At 61.7% G+C, this 17,436-nt stretch carries 14 protein-coding genes; 6 read left to right on the forward strand and 8 right to left on the reverse strand.

Going from position 1 to position 17,436, the window contains the following annotated elements; all coding sequences use genetic code 11:
- The first annotated feature begins 22 nt into the window (after positions 1-22).
- Entirely contained in the window at positions 23-1,408 is a 1,386-nt protein-coding gene (locus tag ACQKPZ_RS02285) for an aldehyde dehydrogenase family protein (RefSeq protein WP_427535299.1), read from the forward strand.
- A 121-nt stretch (positions 1,409-1,529) separates the two neighbouring features.
- On the opposite strand, the gene ACQKPZ_RS02290 is transcribed toward ACQKPZ_RS02285, so the two are convergent.
- Positions 1,530-3,440 (reverse strand): AAA family ATPase, encoded by a 1,911-nt coding sequence (locus ACQKPZ_RS02290; protein WP_427535301.1) that lies wholly within the window; start codon positions 3,438-3,440, stop codon positions 1,530-1,532.
- Between the two features lie 168 nt (positions 3,441-3,608).
- Positions 3,609-4,553, reverse strand: coding sequence for a helix-turn-helix domain-containing protein (locus ACQKPZ_RS02295; RefSeq protein ID WP_427535303.1), 945 nt, complete (start codon positions 4,551-4,553; stop codon positions 3,609-3,611).
- A 172-nt stretch (positions 4,554-4,725) separates the two neighbouring features.
- On the opposite strand from ACQKPZ_RS02295, the gene ACQKPZ_RS02300 reads away from it, so the two are divergent.
- The 3 genes from ACQKPZ_RS02300 (at position 4,726) to ACQKPZ_RS02310 (ending at position 8,550) form a co-directional block, all read left to right on the forward strand.
- Positions 4,726-6,084: a glutamine synthetase family protein gene (locus ACQKPZ_RS02300; protein WP_016715275.1), complete on the forward strand. Its 1,359-nt coding sequence runs from the start codon at positions 4,726-4,728 to the stop codon at positions 6,082-6,084.
- A 68-nt stretch (positions 6,085-6,152) separates the two neighbouring features.
- Entirely contained in the window at positions 6,153-7,241 is a 1,089-nt protein-coding gene (locus tag ACQKPZ_RS02305) for a polyamine ABC transporter substrate-binding protein (protein ID WP_427535305.1), read from the forward strand.
- Positions 7,242-7,254: 13 nt separating this feature from the next.
- Positions 7,255-8,550, forward strand: a complete 1,296-nt coding sequence (locus ACQKPZ_RS02310; RefSeq protein ID WP_427535307.1) for an NAD(P)/FAD-dependent oxidoreductase — start codon at positions 7,255-7,257, stop codon at positions 8,548-8,550.
- A 116-nt stretch (positions 8,551-8,666) separates the two neighbouring features.
- Here ACQKPZ_RS02310 and ACQKPZ_RS02315 read toward each other — a convergent pair whose 3' ends face one another.
- On the reverse strand, positions 8,667-8,972 hold the full coding sequence (locus ACQKPZ_RS02315; protein WP_427535309.1) for a helix-turn-helix domain-containing protein: 306 nt from the start codon (positions 8,970-8,972) through the stop codon (positions 8,667-8,669).
- A gap of 294 nt (positions 8,973-9,266) precedes the next feature.
- On the opposite strand from ACQKPZ_RS02315, the gene ACQKPZ_RS02320 reads away from it, so the two are divergent.
- Positions 9,267-9,944 (forward strand): DUF3313 domain-containing protein, encoded by a 678-nt coding sequence (locus ACQKPZ_RS02320; protein ID WP_427535311.1) that lies wholly within the window; start codon positions 9,267-9,269, stop codon positions 9,942-9,944.
- Positions 9,945-10,110: 166 nt separating this feature from the next.
- Here ACQKPZ_RS02320 and ACQKPZ_RS02325 read toward each other — a convergent pair whose 3' ends face one another.
- Entirely contained in the window at positions 10,111-11,487 is a 1,377-nt protein-coding gene (locus tag ACQKPZ_RS02325; RefSeq protein WP_391125811.1) for an L-serine ammonia-lyase, read from the reverse strand.
- Between the two features lie 146 nt (positions 11,488-11,633).
- Between ACQKPZ_RS02325 and ACQKPZ_RS02330 the strand changes: the two genes are divergently transcribed.
- Complete coding sequence (locus tag ACQKPZ_RS02330; RefSeq protein WP_427535313.1) at positions 11,634-12,575, forward strand: LysR substrate-binding domain-containing protein; 942 nt, start codon at positions 11,634-11,636, stop codon at positions 12,573-12,575.
- A gap of 137 nt (positions 12,576-12,712) precedes the next feature.
- Here the strand turns inward: ACQKPZ_RS02330 and ACQKPZ_RS02335 are convergent, their stop codons facing one another.
- The 4 genes from ACQKPZ_RS02335 to ACQKPZ_RS02350 form a co-directional block, all read right to left on the reverse strand.
- Positions 12,713-14,134: an undecaprenyl-phosphate glucose phosphotransferase gene (locus ACQKPZ_RS02335; protein ID WP_427535315.1), complete on the reverse strand. Its 1,422-nt coding sequence runs from the start codon at positions 14,132-14,134 to the stop codon at positions 12,713-12,715.
- Positions 14,135-14,290: 156 nt separating this feature from the next.
- Positions 14,291-15,049 carry a WecB/TagA/CpsF family glycosyltransferase gene (locus ACQKPZ_RS02340; protein ID WP_427535317.1) on the reverse strand — a complete coding sequence of 253 codons (759 nt, stop codon included), beginning with the start codon at positions 15,047-15,049 and terminating at the stop codon, positions 14,291-14,293.
- Positions 15,049-16,236, reverse strand: a complete 1,188-nt coding sequence (locus tag ACQKPZ_RS02345; RefSeq protein ID WP_427535319.1) for a glycosyltransferase family 2 protein — start codon at positions 16,234-16,236, stop codon at positions 15,049-15,051. The genes ACQKPZ_RS02340 and ACQKPZ_RS02345 overlap by 1 nt, the downstream gene beginning before the upstream one ends.
- Entirely contained in the window at positions 16,233-17,435 is a 1,203-nt protein-coding gene (locus tag ACQKPZ_RS02350) for a glycosyltransferase (protein WP_427535321.1), read from the reverse strand. The genes ACQKPZ_RS02345 and ACQKPZ_RS02350 overlap by 4 nt, the downstream gene beginning before the upstream one ends.
- Position 17,436: the final 1 nt, after the last annotated feature.

Here is a 17,436-nt window from a genome sequence, read left to right on the forward strand (position 1 = left end):
AACAACAACGAGAGTGTCCGCCATGAGCGCGATCAGCAGCCTGACCCACGCCATCTCCCTCGACCCGTACAGCGGCGAGCAGATCGGCGCCTACCCGTTCGATACCGACGCCGCACTGGAAGCGGCGCTGCAACGTGCCAAGGTTGGCTACCGCCAGTGGCGCCAGGTGTCGCTGGGTCAGCGCAGCGAGTACCTGCTCGCCCTGGCCAGCACCCTCGAAAACAAGGCCGAAGCCTTTGCCCAGATGATCAGCCGCGAAATCGGCAAGCCGATCGCCCAGGCCCGTGGTGAGGTCAGCAAGTGCGTCGGCCTGTGCCGCTGGTATGCCGAGCACGGCCCGGCCATGCTGGCACCGGAAGCGACCCAGGTTGAAAAAGCGCGTATCGAATACCGCCCGCTTGGCCCGATCCTGGCCGTGATGCCGTGGAACTTCCCGGTCTGGCAAGTGTTGCGTGGCGCCGTTCCGGCAATCCTGGCGGGTAACACCTATGTGCTCAAGCATGCGCCGAACGTGATGGGCAGCGCCTACCTGCTGGGCGAACTGTTCAAGGATGCCGGCCTGCCGGAAGGCGTATTCGAAGTACTGAACGTGACGCCGGACGGCGTCACCCGCGCCATCAACGACCCTCGCATCGCCGCCGTTACCCTCACCGGTAGCGTGCGTGCAGGCATGGCAATTGGTGCCCAGGCCGGTGCTGCGCTGAAAAAGTGCGTGCTGGAGCTTGGCGGTTCCGACCCGTTCATCGTGCTGGCCGACGCCGACCTGGATGCCGCCGTCAAGGCTGCGGTCATCGGCCGCTACCAGAACACCGGCCAGGTTTGTGCTGCAGCCAAGCGCCTGATCGTGGAAGAAAGCGTTGTCGAGGAATTCACACGCAAGTTTGTTGAAGCCACTCGCGAGCTGAAAATCGGCAACCCGCTGGACGACGCAACCTACATTGGCCCAATGGCCCGCTACGATCTGCGCGACGAGCTGGATGGCCAGGTGCAGGCAACCCTCGCCGAGGGCGCCACCCTGCTGCTGGGCGGCAACAAGGTCGAGGGCGTAGCCAACTTCTACGCGCCGACCGTGTTCGCCAATGTGACCCCGGACATGACCGCGTTCAAGCAGGAGCTGTTCGGCCCGGTAGCGGCGATCATCACTGCCCGTGACGCCGACCATGCGGTGGATCTGGCCAACGACAGCGAGTTCGGCCTGGCCTCGACCATCTACACCGCCGACTATGCGCTGGCCGAGCGCATGACCGAAGCACTGGATACCGGTGGCGTGTTCATCAACGGCTACTGCGCGTCCGACCCCCGCGTGGCGTTCGGTGGCGTGAAGAAGAGCGGTTTCGGGCGTGAGTTGTCGCACTTTGGGGTGCGCGAGTTCACCAACGCCCAGACTGTCTGGCTGGACCGTAACTGATTCAAAACCTTTGGGGCTGCTTTGCAGCCCATCGCGACACAAGGCCGCTCCTACAGGAATATGCGATTCCCTGTAGGAGCGGCCTTGTGTCGCGAAGGGCCGCAGAGCGGCCCCAAAACTATCAATCCCGGACCTGGTCCTTGACCCAGTCCAGCATCCCCCCCGGCACGATCAGCTCATGCCGGGCCCGCGAACACGCGGTATACAACCCCGCCAGCATCCGCGCCCGTTCATTGCGGTTACCCGCCACCTGCGGCGCCACCATCAGCTCCGGTGACACCATCACCCGGGCGAATTCCATGTTCTTTACATCGCGCACCCGGCCGAGAAACAGCTTGGGCGCCTTGTCCCAACGGTAGCGACTCTTGGCTTTGGCAAAATGCTCCGGTGTATAGCCTTTGCGCAGCATGTTGGCCACAGCAAGGAAGGCCTTGTCATCCCCCTTGTCCTGCTCCAGCGCCTGCCAACTGGCATATCGGAACAGCATCGGGTGACGCGGCCGGGTGCCGTAGCGATAGAGCTCGATGCAGTCCTCGACAAACAGCTCGAAGTCCTTGCGTGCGCTTTTCAGCAAAACGAACGGCACGCCTTGGTGGGTCAAGCGCTGGAACCAGCCGAACAAGCCCCATTCGTCATCGACAATCAGCGCCGTGGGTTGCTCAGGCACTGTCACGGCATCAAAAAAACTGACCCGGGTGTAGTGCTCGGCACTGCCACTGAAGGCCGCCTGGATCGCCGCCGGGTGCGCCTGGATCAGTGGGTTGAGCACATTGTCCATGGTGGGCCCCGCACGCAGGGAATGATCGATAAAGCGTTGGCGGATGAAGCTGCCATGGTGTGGGCTGAGGCCATTGAGGTTCTGCAGCTCGTCACCCAACGCAATGATAGACTGCGGGCTGCGGTCCAGGACGGCTAGCATGGGGGCCGACAGCTCGTGGGCCTCGTCGACGATCACGTGGGTATAGCGGCTGTCGATCACATAGCCCGTCAACGACAGCAGTTTGACCCGATGGTAGTCACGCACCGGCAACTGGATTTCCCGTGCAGACGGGCGAATCAGCTCTTGCCAGTACAGCCGCGCTTTTTCCAACAGCACTTCCTGGTCCAGTGGTGAGGTACCAGGCCCGGCCCAAGGCAGATGGTGCAATTGCAGTTGGGTGTCGGCGCTGTGGCAAAACGTGCGCACGGCGCGGACGCACAAGGCAACCACATCACGCGCGGCAAGCGTGCCGATGTCGGGGATGGCCAACCAGCGCACCACTTGCGCGTCCTGCGGGCGCCACGACAGCTTGGTGCGAGAGGGGTCGCGCAGTCGCCAGCCGTTGGCGGTAAGGTCGCGGTTCAGCAATTCGTCGGCCAGTTGGCCAAACGTCAGTGCGGTGTAGGCCGCAGCGTCCTTCACCCGCGCCTGCAGTGCACGCAACTGGCCTTCGGTCAGCGCCAACAGCAGCGTACGCTGTGGCTCCAGCAGACGGGCGAACTGATGAATCAGGAAGGTCTTGCCAGTACCGGCGAAGCCTTGCACTGCCACCGACTCGTCGATGCCACTTAGGAATTCACGCAACAGGCGGTTCTGCTGGTCGCTAAGCATCAGGTCGCTAGCCAGCGATGGCAGGTATACCGGGTGCAGCGGCGTGGCCCGCTGGCGGTAGGTGTCGGCGAACTGGAAATTCCACTGGCCTTCAGCATCCAGCAACTCGTTTGCCTGGTACTCGACTTCTTCCGACAAAAGCGCAATGCCGTTTTCGCCCAACATGCCCAGGCCCATGGCAAAGGCCTCACGATCGAAGTGCTGGGCCACCTGGCCCTGGAAGCGCCCGGGGGCGGCGCTCTCGACTTCGTTGGCGATGCGCACGATTTCGGCGAACCGCCGCTCTTGCGCGTCGGCCGAAGCGGTGGCGGGCTGGCGTGGCAGGTTTTGCACGAACAGCACGGCGGCAGCGTCGAGCACGCTGGCGGTGGTGAAGAAGGCGCTATTGGGCTCACCGGCGAGGCGGTCGGCCTGGTCGCTGGGCAAAGGCAGGTAGAACATCGTGACCTCGGTTGGAATCAGGCCGGCACGATAGCAACTTTCGGCGCTGATTGTGGAATACCTGTGGGAGCGGGCATGCCCGCGAAGCAGGCCACTCGGTGTATGGCACCGGCCTTGCCGGTGTTCGCGGGCACGCCCGCTCCCACAGGTCCCTGCTATATCAATGATTTAGCGGTTGCTTTTCGAGAACAGGTTTACCTTCGAAATGGGCATTGCGCACCGGTTGCGCCTCAATGTCTCGCTGGGAAACTCCTTGAACAACTGTCGATAACTCTCTGAAAACCTTCCCAAATGCCAAAACGACCAACGCATCGCTACTTCGGCCACAGTCCCCTTGCCATCGCGTAACAGATCACGACGCGCACCGTTCAACCGGCGTAGGCGCAACCACTGCGCCGGTGGCATTCCGGTGAATGCCTTGAACGCCTGCTGCAACTGCCGCAGTGAAACCCCTGCAACCTCTGCCAGCTCCAGCAGGTTCAAGGTCTCCTCGGGGCAATCTGCCGCCCACTCGCTCACCCGGCGCATGATCGCCCGTTCTTCGTCACGCCTTCCCAGAGCCACGCCCTCCAGGCGCTGGCTGGCGTTATCAAGGATGAACAGGCAATCCTCCAGCAGTTGCTCCGCCAGGGCCTGCCCTTGCAGCGGGCAATCCGCCCCGCCAAGGCGCGTCAGCGTGGCGCTGAGCCAACTGCCGAACAGTGCGTTCTGGCCACTGCCCAGCGGCACCATGAACAACCCTTCCAGGCGTTGTGGGTCCAGGCCATGGCGGGCCAGGAACGCCTGGTCGAATACCACCGCCACTTCCTGATAGTTCTCTGGGGTGATCCAGATATTGCGGCTTTGCTCGTTCAGCAAATACAGGCTGTTTTCACTGCGGTCGAAACAGAACGCCAGTGAGCCACTCGGGGCTCGAAAAAACTGCTCCACCCGTGTATTGAGCCGCTCCTCATACACCTCCACGCCATCCATCCCCAGCCAGCGAAGTTCACCGCTGAAATGCCCAGGCGACATCTGCCGGTAGTGCTGCTGCCAGCCAGGGGTAGCGCGCACCTGCTCAGAGACATCGGTGGTATGAAAGGCCTGGACTTGCAGCGCATTGGGCGTTGTCACGCGAGTTCCTAGTTGCACTCTTTTGGTGCATTGCTTGCCGAAGAAAATGGATAGATCGGCCCCGGGGGCTGAGACCAAGATAGTCTCCAGCGCGTCACCTGGGAAGCGGTTCACCTGACAAGCCCTGTAACAGCTGCCCGCTCCCACACAAAAACCCAACCAAGAGGTCTGTATGAACGCCCCCTTCGATCAGCTGTACACCTGGCTGAAAGAACACCGCATCACCGAAGTCGAATGCGTGATCAGCGACCTGACCGGCATCGCCCGCGGCAAGATCGCACCCACTGCCAAGTTCCTGCATGAGCGAGGCATGCGCCTGCCAGAAAGCGTGCTGCTGCAGACGGTCACCGGTGACTACGTCGATGATGACATCTACTACAACCTCCTCGATGCCGCCGACATCGACATGGTATGCCGCCCCGACCCAAGCGCTGTGTACCAGATCCCGTGGGCGATCGAGCCGACTGCGATCGTGATTCATGACACCTTCGACAAGCAAGGCAACCCCATCGAGCTGTCGCCGCGCAACGTGCTGAAGAAAGTGCTCAAGCTGTACGCCGACAAAGGCTGGCAGCCCATCGTCGCGCCAGAGATGGAGTTTTACCTGACCAAGCGCTGTGAAGACCCGGATTTGCCGCTGCAAGTACCGTTGGGGCGCTCTGGCCGTGCCGAAAGTGGCCGCCAGTCGTTCTCGATTGACGCCGCCAACGAATTTGATCCGCTGTTCGAAGACGTCTATGACTGGTGCGAGATCCAGGGCCTGGACCTGGATACGCTGATTCACGAAGACGGCCCGGCGCAAATGGAGATCAACTTCCGCCACGGCGATGCGCTGGACCTGGCCGACCAGATCACCGTGTTCAAGCGCACCATGCGTGAAGCGGCGCTCAAGCACAATGTGGCCGCTACCTTCATGGCCAAGCCGATCACCGACGAGCCGGGCAGTGCCATGCACCTGCACCAGAGCGTGGTCGACATCGCCACCGGCAAGCCGATTTTCGCCAACGAAGACGGCAGCATGAGCCCGCTGTTCCTGCACCACATTGGCGGCTTGCAGAAGTACATCCCCAAGCTGTTGCCGATGTTCGCGCCCAACGTCAACTCGTTCCGCCGCTTCCTGCCGGACACCTCGGCACCGGTAAACGTCGAGTGGGGTGAAGAAAACCGCACCGCCGGCCTGCGCGTGCCTACCTCAAGCCCCGAGGCGATGCGCGTGGAAAACCGCCTGCCGGGTGCCGATGCCAACCCGTACCTGGCGATTGCCGCCAGCCTGCTGTGCGGCTACCTGGGCATGGTCGAGCAGATTGACCCCAGCGCGCCGGTACAGGGCCGGGCCTACGAGCGGCGCAACCTGCGCCTGCCGATCACCATCGAAGACGCGCTGCAGCACATGGAAGACTGCGAAACCGTGCAGCAGTACCTGGGCAAGCAGTTCGTTCAGGGCTATGTGGCCGTCAAACGTGCCGAGCACGAGAACTACAAGCGCGTGATCAGCTCGTGGGAGCGCGAGTTCCTGATGCTGAGCGTCTGAACCGCACAGGGCTGCTTCGCAGCCCTCTTTATACCGAACGCCAAGAACAAGACCAACGAGGTGTACCCATGCGTCATCTGCAAGCCCTGATCCCCGCTGCATTCACCCTGCTGTTCGCCACCAATACCCACGCCACCCCTTCGGTGAGCGTGTACAACTGGACCGACTACATCGGTGACACCACACTGGCCGACTTCCAGGCCAGCAGCGGCATCAAGGTGGTCTATGACGTGTTCGACTCCAACGAAACCCTGGAAGGCAAGCTGTTGGCCGGGCGCACTGGCTATGACGTGGTGGTACCCTCCAACCACTTCCTTGCCCGCCAGGCCCAGGCTGGCGCCTTTCTGCCACTGGACCGCAGCAAACTGCCGAACTGGCAGCACCTGGACCCCAAGCTGCTGAAGCAACTTGAACAGAACGACCCCGGTAACCAGTACGCCGTGCCGTACCTGTGGGGTACCAATGGCATCGGCTACAACGTGGAAAAGGTCAAGGCAGCGCTAGGCGTCGACCATATCGATTCGTGGGCGGTGCTGTTCGAGCCTGAGAACCTGAAAAAGCTCAAGCAATGCGGCGTGGCATTCATGGACTCGCCCGATGAGCTGTTCCCGGCCATGCTCAACTACCTGGGCATGGACCCGCGCAGCGAAAAACCGGCCGACTACGCCAAGGCCGAAGCCCGCCTGCTCGAGTTGCGCCCTTACATCACATACTTCCATTCCTCCAAATACGTTTCCGACCTGGCCAATGGCGATGTCTGCGTGGCCTTCGGCTACTCCGGCGACGTGTTCCAGGCCGCCAACCGTGCAGTAGAAGCCAAGAACGGCGTGAAAGTGGCCTACAGCATTCCCAAGGAAGGCAGCAACCTGTGGTTCGACCTGCTGGCCATTCCCAAGGATGCCAGCAACCCCGAACAGGCCCTGGCGTTCATCAACTACCTGCTCGACCCCAAGGTGATCGCCAAAGTCAGCGCGACGGTGGGCTATGCCAACGCCAACCCGGATGCCAAGGCCTACATGGATGCATCACTGGTGAACAACCCCGAGATCTACCCACCCCAGGATGTGCTGGACAAGCTGTACATCTCCAGCACCCCCAGCCCCAAGACCATGCGCGTCATGACCCGTTCCTGGAGCAAGATCAAGTCCAACCGCTGAGTCGAGAACGCCCATGCCTTTCAATACTCAACACGCCGCCTCGTACTATGCCGCCACGGCACGCGATGCGGCACCCTACCCCAGCCTGGATGGCGAAGTTACGGCAGACGTGTGCGTGGTCGGCGGTGGCCTGACCGGCGTAAATACTGCCCTGGAGCTCGCCGAGCGCGGCCTTTCGGTGGTGCTGCTGGAAGGCCGGTGCATCGGCTGGGGCGCCAGCGGGCGCAATGGCGGCCAGCTGATTCGCGGTATCGGCCATGACGTCAGCGGCTTCGCCCGGCACGTCGGCCAGGAGGGTGTGCAATACCTGAAGCAGGCCGGCATCGATTCGGTGGAGCTGGTGGCCAACCGCATTGCCCGCTATGGCATTGCCTGCGACCTGCGCTGGGGCTTTTGTGAACTGGCCAACACAGCAGCCCAGTTCGCCGCCTTCAAGGATGAACAGGACGAGCTTTTGGCACTGGGCTATCGCCATGAAACACGCCTGGTCGGTGCCGGGCAGCTGAACGAGATTGTCGCCAGCAACCAGTACGCCGGTGGCCTGGTCGACATGGGTTCGGGTCACCTTCACCCGCTCGATCTGGTCCAGGGCGAAGCCCGCGCGGCATACGGCCTGGGCGTGCGCATTTTCGAGCAAAGCCCGGTGCTGCGCATCGACCACGGCCCCAGCGTGACCCTGCACACGGCTCGCGGCAAAGTAAGGGCAAGCAACCTGGTACTGGGCTGCAACGCCCACCTTGACGAGCTGGAGCCCCGCTTGAGCGGCAAGGTGCTGCCGGCCGGCAGTTACGTGGTAGCCACAGAACCCTTGCCCGAAGCGCTAGCCCGAAGCTTGATCCCGCAGAACATGGCGCTGTGCGACCAGAAGGTCGGCCTGGACTACTACCGCCTTACCGCCGACCGCCGCCTGCTGTTTGGTGGCGCCTGCCACTATTCCGGTCGTGACCCCAAGGACATCGCTGCCTACATGCGGCCCAAAGTGCTGAAGGTGTTCCCGCAACTGGCCAATGTGCGTATCGATTACCAGTGGGGCGGCATGATCGGCATCACCGCCAACCGCTTCCCTCAAGTCGGGCGCCTGAGCCAGCACCCGAACGTGTATTACGCCCAGGGCTATTCAGGGCATGGGCTGAACGTGACGCACTGGACGGCGAAACTGCTGGCCGAAAGCATCGCCCTCGGCCATAGCCATGGCCTGGATGTGTTCAGCGCCGTGCCGCACCTTACCTTCCCAGGCGGCAAGGCGCTGCGCTCGCCGCTGCTGGCCTTGGGGATGCTGTGGTATCGATTGCGCGAAGCGCTCGGTTGATAGCGTGCGGGCGTGCACGCTGCCTGCAGAGGGGGGCAAGCCCGCGATGCGCAAGATACCTGAACAAAAGCACCTAACCCATTATTCTGATGAAGCTGCTTAAAATTGAAATTACTTTAAAGAAGAACCTGCAATCCCTTGTTTTTAATAACATTCAATAGTTTCAAGGCCGGTCCTGAAGGGCTTGTTTCGCCCTGTTCCCATTTACGTACTGTCGAAGCGGTGGTATGGAGGTGCATCGCGAATACCGGCTGACTGAAGTTGAGTGTCTCACGCAAAAGGCGTATGTCCAGAGCACTGAAATCTCGGACCGGCGCCGGGCACAACGCTTCGTAATCACGAAGCGTGACCTTGCCGATCGCGCCGGCCTCGTGAAGGGTGACAAGGTCGTCACGTAACGATTCAACCAGTTTGCTGCTCACAATCTACCTCCATCAACACACCTGCTTGCAACGCTCGACGGAGCGCTATCGGTGATAAATCCTTGCGCTTGAAGATCTCCATAACCACATCCCAAACATACCCGTAACGGGCATATTTTTCCAAGAGTGGCTACAGATGAAAAGCCAGTGAGATCCCAGGCGTCTGTAGGATTTTTCAACCATGCAACGCTCGCTACTCTCGAATCAGCAGCCCGAGTTGAACCCGCCCACTGGCCAACTGTCATGCACCTGCTAGCGTTGTTCTGGCCGACCTCTCATGGATGCGCCTTCATCATGAAATCACTGCCTCGCATTACCCTGTTGTGCGCCGCATTGCTTGCCGTGACCGCCTGCTCCAGCAATCGCGTGGACCCCAAGGACTACTCCGGTTTCCTCAAGGATTACAGCCGCCTGCAAGAAGCCAAGAGCCCGTCTGGCGACCCGGTGATGCGCTGGATCGACCCCAAGGTCAATATCAACCAGTACAGCCAGGTGTTCATCGAGCCCAGCCAGTTCTACCCCAAGCCACAGCCTACAGCGGTTATTACGCAACAGACGCTGGGGGAAATCACCCGCTACTTCAATGAGGCCCTGCGCCGTGAAATCGGCAGTGTGATGCCGCTGGCCCAAGGTCCGGGCCCGGGTGTGATCGTGGTACGCCCGGCAATTACTGCAGTGTCTACCAGCAACGAGGGCCTAAAGCCCTACGAGGTCATCCCCATCGCGCTGATCGCAGCTGGTGTGAACACCGCCACGGGTGGCCGTGACCAGGATGTGGATGTGGGGGTGGAAGCGGCGTTCCTTGATGGGGGCAGCCAGAAGGTACTCGCCCAGGTGGTACGCAAAGGTGCGGGCCAGGAGTTGGAGAACGATACCCAGAAGCTGACCCTGAATGACGTCAAGCCGGTGCTGGATGGCTGGGCCAAGGACATGCGAGCAAGCTTCCTGGAGGCGAAGCAGAAAGCCCGCTGATTCCACCCTGACTCAATTGGTTAACGCAATCTGTTGTAGGAGCGGCCTTGTGTCGCGATGGGTCGCGCAGCGGCCCCAGATTTTCAGCTTCGCCGCATACATTGCCGGGGCCGCTGCGCGGCCCATCGCGACACAAGGCCGCTCCTACAGTTGACCGCGTCAGGACTTAGCACTCGACAAAAGCTACGGCCAGGCCGCCACGCGAGGTTTCCTTGTAGTTGGCATGCATGTCCGCCCCGGTATCACGCATGGTGCGGATCACCCGGTCGAGCGAGATGAAGTGCTCACCATCCCCGCGCAACGCCATTTGCACAGCGTTGATCGCCTTCACTGCCGCAATTGCATTGCGCTCGATGCACGGCACCTGAACCAGGCCGCCAACCGGGTCGCAGGTCAGCCCCAGGTTGTGCTCCAAGGCAATTTCGGCTGCGTTTTCCAGTTGCGGCGGCGTAGCGCTCAGCACCTGTGCAAGGCCGGCTGCGGCCATCGAACAGGCAGAACCCACTTCTCCCTGGCAGCCCACTTCAGCACCGGAAATCGACGCGTTCTTCTTGCACAGGATACCCACCGCTGCTGCGGCCAGCAGAAAGTCCACGACATCGGCGTCGCTGGCGGCAGGGTTGAACTTCATGTAGTAGTGCAACACCGCCGGGATGATACCGGCCGCACCATTGGTAGGCGCGGTAACCATGCGCCCGCCGGCGGCGTTTTCTTCATTGACCGCCAGGGCGAACAGGTTGACCCACTCCATGGCGCTGAGGGTCGAGCCGATCACGTTAGGCTTGCCCAGTTCCTGCAGGCTGCGGTGCAGGCGCGCCGCACGGCGCTTGACGTGCAGCCCGCCAGGCAAGATGCCTTCGTTGCGCAGCCCGTTATCAACGCACTCACGCATGGCCGCCCAGATACGCAGCAGCCCTTCCCGCACCTCGGCTTCCGGGCGCCATGCACACTCGTTGGCCATCATCAGTTGCGCCACGCTCAAACCGTGGGTTTTGCACAAGGCCAGCAACTGGGCACCACTGTCGAACTCATAAGGCAGCACCACTGCGCCGCCTTCAGTGGCCGGAGCATCGATTTCGGCCTGCTCGACGATGAAGCCGCCACCCACCGAATAGTAGGTCTGACACAGCAGGCTGCCCTGCCCGTCCATGGCTTCCAGGCTCATGGCATTGGGGTGGTACGGCAGGTTTTCGTCGAGCAACAGCATGTCACGGCCATAGTCGAATGCCAGCGGGTGGCTGCCATCCAGCATCAGGCAATGCTCTTGCAACACCTGACCGATACGCGACTCGATGGTGGCCGGGTCGATTCTGTCCGGCCATTGGCCCATCAGGCCGAGCAGGCAGGCGCGGTCGGTGGCATGGCCAACCCCGGTGGCCGACAGTGAGCCATACAAGCGCACTTCGACACGCATCACCCGCGCCAGCAGCCCCTGCTCACGCAAGGCCTGGGCAAAAGTCGCTGCGGCCCGCATCGGGCCAACAGTGTGGGAGCTGGACGGCCCGATGCCGATTTTGAAAAGGTCGAAAACACTGATAGCCATACTAATGCCTGACCGTCCCCTGAGGTGAACCCAGAGCACGGTTATCTGAAGAAATTGAGTGGTACTGCGATATTGCGCGATACTGACGCCATGGCTCACGGATGACCAACGAAACTTTCTAAGCAAGGCTTTAGTGGTACTAAACGATGCGACGACAACTCAATGGCCAGCTGTTCGTGTGGCTACATGTATTCGCCTGCGCTGCCCGACACCTGTCCTTCACCCGATGCGCCGAAGAGCTGCACATCACCCCGGGTGCGGTCAGCCAGCAAATGCGTCAGCTGGAAGAACGCCTGGGTTACCGGCTTTTCCTGCGCCGGGCGCGCGGTGTGGAGCTGAGCGCCGAAGGGCAGCGCCTGGCCCAGACGGTGACCGACGCCTACGGCAGCATCGAGGCCGAACTGCTGCGCCTGGACGCCGGTGAAATCCGCGGTACGTTGCGGGTGCGTTCGATCCCGTCATTCCTGGCTAAATGGCTTACACCCCGCCTGCCGCGTTTTCAGCAGCGCTACCCCGACATCGAATTGCGCCTGGTGGCCGAGGACAGCGCCCAGGCATTGACCTTGGGCGACTTCGACCTGGCGATCGACCTGAACGATGGCAGCTACCCCGGCATGCTCTCGACACCGCTGCTGGACGAGCAGATCTTCCCGGTGTGTTCACCCTCCCTGCTGCGCGGGCGCCCGCCGCTGCATGGGCCGGCAGACCTTGCCCATTACCCGCTGCTGCATGACATCACCGCCTGGCGTGGCAGCTCGGAATATGCCGAATGGGAGTTCTACCTGGAGGGCATTGGCGCCGCCGGCCTGGATGTGCGACGTGGGCACACCTTCAACCGTAACCACCTGACGATCGAGGCGGCCATTGCCGGTATCGGTGTAGCGATTGCCCGGCGCACGCTGCTGAATGACGAACTGGAACGCGGCGCACTGATCGTGCCGTTCGGCGTGCCGATTGCCAACCACAAACGCTACATGGTGCATTACCCGCCGGGCGGGTTGAACCAGCCGGGGGCACGGGCGGTACATGACTGGCTGGTGGAGGAAGCGCGCGGGTTCAGGGAGTTGCATCCGCTAAACAAGGAATGACCAATCTCCTACTGCTGATCGCGGTCCTGTGGGAGCGGGCGAGCCCGCGAACACCGGCTTAGCCGGTGCCATCCACCGCGTTGCTTGTTTCGCGGGCGCGCCCGCTCCCACAGGGTCCGTGGCGCGCTTTCGAACTGTTAATACGCCTGCTTGCCGGTAAAGGCATTCAGGGTGCGCACCAGGATCACAAAGTCCAGCCATAGCGACCAGTTGTTGATGTACTCGATGTCCGAGTCCACCCGCTGGATCATCTGCTCGATATCCTTGGTCTCGCCCCTGAAGCCACGCACCTGCGCCAGGCCGGTCATGCCCGGCTTGATGTTGTGGCGGGCAAAGTAGTCAACGATATCCTGCGAATACAAGGTGTCGTGCTGCAGCGCATGCGGGCGCGGCCCGACCAGCGACATTTCCCCGGTCAGCACGTTGAACAACTGTGGCAGCTCATCCAGGCTGGTGCGGCGGATAAACGCGCCAATCCGGGTCAGCCGCGGGTCATTCTTCTGCGCCTGTTTCACCACCCCATTATCCGGCTGGTGAACATGCATGCTTCTGAACTTCCAGATACGGAACGATTCGCCGGTCCAGCCCGTGCGCTCCTGGCGGAAGAACACCGGCCCGGGGCTGGTAAACTTGATGGCCAGGGCAACACCCAGTAATACGGGCGACGCGCACAGTAGAATGAGCGCCGCCAACACCCTGTCTTCGAGGTTTTTCAGGAACAGGCTCATGCCCGTCAGCGGTGTTTCGGACAAAGTAAGTACAGGGATACCGGCAATTTCCCTGACGCTATGGTTGATCAGGCGCAACGAGAAGATATCCGGCACCCAGTTCACCGCAATGCACTTGTCGAGCAGCTTGAAATACACATCGTTGATGACCTCGGAGCCCCCGAGCGGCGTAACCAGGTAGACGGTGCGTATGCCATGCTGGGCAACGATTGCATCCAGGTCCGCAATGTGCCCCAGCACGGGTAGACGCTGCTTGCCTTCAGCATTGTCACGCCCCTGCCCTGCGCCCTGGTCAAGCAGCACGCACCCCAGAACCCGCTCGCCAAACCAGGGGTTGTTGCTGATTTTCTGATAAAGGAAATTGGCCAGGTCGCCGTCGCCGATAATCAGCGCATTGTCCAGGCGCGCATGGGCGGTAAAGCGCTTTTGCAATTCACGAACAGCAAAGTGCAGGAACAACTGGGCAATGTAACCAATGATGAACAGCTGCACGACCAGTAGCCGTGAATAGGTTTCGCTCTGTTTGGTCAAAAACGCCATGACCACGAGGAAGCAGAACGTTGCAGACCACGCTTTGAACAGGCGGAAGGCCTTGATCGAAAGGCCCACGTTCGTGCGGTAGATAGCATAATGGTCGTAAATCACGGCCAATGCACCAATCAGCAACAGCAGCATGATTACATAATCGGAGGTTATGTAACCAAACTGATCATAGATGAGGTACCAGGCAATACCTGTGACCGCAATACCATCAAGCCCGGCCTGGATGGCGTTACTTACGCTGCTTCTTCTCTGGAGTAAGGAACGACTGCTTCTGGGTTCGAAAACCATTTCAGACCTCATCTATGTGAGCGTGGCAAGTGCCTTCCATCAAACATCAAGTCTTGAAAACGGCTTATGTAACGCCACCGAAGCAGGATCGTGCAGCCCCCAAGCCACTGATCTCACTGTAGCAGCCACCCGCCATCAAGGCGGATTCTGGCCGATTCATCCAGCCCCTCTGGCCGAATCGGCTGCCCTGCCGTACAGCAGCGTTCGCAACAAAAACAGTGGGTTGCCCACCACATAACGCATGAACAAACGTTTTGGCTCGCGCAACAGCCGGTAGGCCCATTCGCCCCCCAGGCGCCGTAGCCAATGCGGTGCCCGGCTTACCTTGCCACCGAGGAAGTCCAGGATAGCCCCGCCACACACGATCAGGCACGGTCCGCCAACCGCTGCCAACCTGGCTGCTACCGCCTCCTGCTTGGGCATGCCCATGCCCAGCACGATCAACTCTGGTTGGTGATCCTTGGCCAGGTTCAGGTAGGTGTCGACGCTGGCAAAGCCATCGTGGACTGAAACCGGTAGCACGCCAAACAGTGCCTCACAGCGTTGCACGGCCTGGTTCAGGTACGGCTGCTGCGTGCCCCAGAACGCAACCCGGCGCCCGCGATAAGCCGCCATGAGGCTGGGAATAAAGTCGGTGCCGTTCATGTTCAGCCCGGGCTCCAGCCCCATACGCCGATACAGGATCGCCATGCCGGAGCCGTCGCGCAGCAGCACGTCGGCCGCCGACAACGCCTGGCAGTACGCAGCGTCGCGCACCACCAGGTTCATCGCATGGGCATTGACGAACCCCAGCACGGTTGCGCACTGCGGGGCAGCCAGCCTGTCGAGCAAACGCTGCGCTGCGCTGCTGTCTGGCACTACCTCGAGCCCGTTGATGATGCCTTGCCAGCGTTTCTGCCATTGCCATGCAGCCATCAGTCGTCATCCCGTTTGGAGCGCACCCATTCAACCTGGCGCTTGATCAGAAACCCCAGGTACAAGGGGATTTTCCTGGCAGCGTAGAATGGCGCGTACAGCAGCACCGAAAACGGTATCAGCTCCCGGCAGAACCGTGCCCACGCCAGCAAAACCGCAACGCCGAGCATGGCCAACGCCGCCAGGGCAATCCACGCAGGCGCCGCAATACCCAGCAGCAGGTACGCAAGCCAGGCCACCACGTTTAGCCCGAGCAACGTCAGCACCAGCAGCGCCAAGGGTGGCACCAGCAAGTCCAGGGTCATGGCCAGCAGGCTGCCATTACGTTGCTTGATGGCTGCCAGCGCACGCTTGGGTGCGTCGGCCAGCATCAACCCCAGGTGGCCATGCTCCCAGCGAGTGCGCTGGCTGTTCAGGCCTTGCTGGCTGGCGGGAAACTGGCTGGTGACCAGCGCCTCAGGGCAAAACAGTGGCGGCTTGCCGTGCTGGCACAGGTCCAGGCCCAGTTTCACGTCTTCCACAAGGTGCCCATTGGCCAGGTTGATCAAGGCAAGATCATGCCAACCGAATGCCATCCCGGCCCCCATCAACTGGCACGGCAGGCCAAGCCGCGCCCACCCGCGCGGACGCACCAGGTTCTTTACCCGCCAGGCAAACTCGGCCACCTGTACTTTCAGCCCGCTGCCTGCGGGCGCGCGCATCAGGTACAGCGCCTGTATCGGGCGTTGTGCCTGCTTGCAACGGCGCGCCAGGCATTCAATTGCCCCCTCGCCTACCTGGCAGTCGGCATCCACTACGATCACCACCTCAGGTGGCTGGCCAGCCAAGTGGCGTACGCCAAAGTCCAGGGCATAACCTTTACCACGCCGCACTGCATCAAAGCGCTCCACCACCTCTGCACCCGCCTCGCGGGCGAGGCGAGCCGTTTCGTCGGAGCAGTTGTCGGCCACCACCAGCAAGCGGTCGCCTTCCTGCAATTGCGGGGTAATGCTCGCCAGCGTCGTGCGGATGATAGCCGCCTCATCATGTGCGGGCACCAGCACCGCAACGCGCGGGCGCACGCCATTGCCCAGGGGCCGCGAACGCGGCGGCAGGCATGCCATGAGCACCTGCACGAAAAACACCGACACCGGCACCCAGGCGGACACCGCCAGCAGGCCCAGCAACCAACCCAGTACACTCATCATGCGGATGCCTTGAAATAGCCGGCCAGCCTGGCCGCCTCAGTGTCTATGTCATGCCGTTGCAATACCCGCTGGTAGGCCGCCTCGCCCATGCGCTGCAGCACGTCGGCGGGTTGCGCCAGGCAGTCGGCCATGGCGGCTGCCAATTCGTCCACAGCACCGGCGGGGAACAGCCAGCCATTCTCGCCCGGGCGCACCAGCTCGGGGATACCCGCTACAAAGGTGGTGAGTACCGGCCGGCGCAAGGCCATGGCCTCCATGATCACCACCGGCAAGCCTTCGGCGAAGCTGGGCAATACCAGCGCGCGGGCGGCAAGGACCTCCTCGCGCACCCGTGCACTACTGATCCAGCCGGTGATCCGCACGTGCTGCTGCAAGCCGTGCCGGGCAATCAAGGCCTCGACCTGCTGGCGCATCTCGCCGTCACCAGCCAGCACCAATTCGAACTCGATCGACTTTGCAGCAAGCTGACGTGCCGCCTCAAGCAGCAGCAACTGGCCTTTCTGTTCACACAGGCGCCCCACGCACACCAGCCGTGGCGCTGACGGCACATTGACCGGCACCACCTCATGGAAGCCCCGCTCAAGGCCACAATGCACCACCTTCACTTTGGCCCAGTGTTCGTGCGCCACCCAGCGGAACAGCTGGCTGCGCCCATAAGAACTGACTGCCGCTACAAAGGCGGCGCGCCGCACCTTTTCGCCCATGTGCAAGAACTGCGGCTTGTCGAACTCTTCCGGCCCATGCACGGTAAAACTGTAGGCAGGCCCGCCCAGCCGGTTGGCCAGCATCACCACCTCGGTGGAGTTGGTGCCGAAATGAGCATGCACGTGCCTTGCCTCACTGGCCTGAAGCCACTGAAGCACCTGGCACGCTTCGGCGAGGTAGACCAGGTGGTAGGGCCAGGCGCGGTCGGCACGCAGGCCAAGGCGCATGGCCAGCCACAAAGCCTGGAAGAACCGCCCGGGCTGTGCACGCAGTACCTGCAACGTTGGCCTCAGCAAGCCCTTCACGCCTGCCTGCAACACATAGCGGGTCTTGCCCCGCTCGGCCGCATCCTCGGCGTCCTGCAACTCGGCATCCCACCCTCGCAGGGCAATGCGTTGCACCTCTACGCCCAGCCGCTCCAGCGCCAGGATCTCGCGGCGGATGAAACTGTGGCTGACTTTCGGGTATTGATTGATGAAGTAAGCAATGCGCATA

The sequence above is a fragment of the Pseudomonas sp. NPDC089547 genome, assembly GCF_050280665.1.
In the GTDB taxonomy this organism is placed as follows: domain Bacteria; phylum Pseudomonadota; class Gammaproteobacteria; order Pseudomonadales; family Pseudomonadaceae; genus Aquipseudomonas.

Bases quoted from the DNA above. Each gene is read 5' to 3' on its own strand.
- ACQKPZ_RS02340 (WP_427535317.1), bottom strand. From the start codon at position 15,049: ATGGCTGCATGGCAATGGCAGAAACGCTGGCAAGGCATCATCAACGGG.
- ACQKPZ_RS02300 (WP_016715275.1), top strand. From the start codon at position 4,726: ATGAACGCCCCCTTCGATCAGCTGTACACCTGGCTGAAAGAACACCGC.
- ACQKPZ_RS02345 (WP_427535319.1), bottom strand. From the start codon at position 16,236: ATGATGAGTGTACTGGGTTGGTTGCTGGGCCTGCTGGCGGTGTCCGCC.
- ACQKPZ_RS02285 (WP_427535299.1), top strand. From the start codon at position 23: ATGAGCGCGATCAGCAGCCTGACCCACGCCATCTCCCTCGACCCGTAC.
- ACQKPZ_RS02290 (WP_427535301.1), bottom strand. From the start codon at position 3,440: ATGTTCTACCTGCCTTTGCCCAGCGACCAGGCCGACCGCCTCGCCGGT.
- ACQKPZ_RS02325 (WP_391125811.1), bottom strand. From the start codon at position 11,487: ATGGCTATCAGTGTTTTCGACCTTTTCAAAATCGGCATCGGGCCGTCC.
- ACQKPZ_RS02310 (WP_427535307.1), top strand. From the start codon at position 7,255: ATGCCTTTCAATACTCAACACGCCGCCTCGTACTATGCCGCCACGGCA.
- ACQKPZ_RS02320 (WP_427535311.1), top strand. From the start codon at position 9,267: ATGAAATCACTGCCTCGCATTACCCTGTTGTGCGCCGCATTGCTTGCC.
- ACQKPZ_RS02335 (WP_427535315.1), bottom strand. From the start codon at position 14,134: ATGGTTTTCGAACCCAGAAGCAGTCGTTCCTTACTCCAGAGAAGAAGC.
- ACQKPZ_RS02330 (WP_427535313.1), top strand. From the start codon at position 11,634: ATGCGACGACAACTCAATGGCCAGCTGTTCGTGTGGCTACATGTATTC.
- ACQKPZ_RS02305 (WP_427535305.1), top strand. From the start codon at position 6,153: ATGCGTCATCTGCAAGCCCTGATCCCCGCTGCATTCACCCTGCTGTTC.
- ACQKPZ_RS02350 (WP_427535321.1), bottom strand. From the start codon at position 17,435: ATGCGCATTGCTTACTTCATCAATCAATACCCGAAAGTCAGCCACAGT.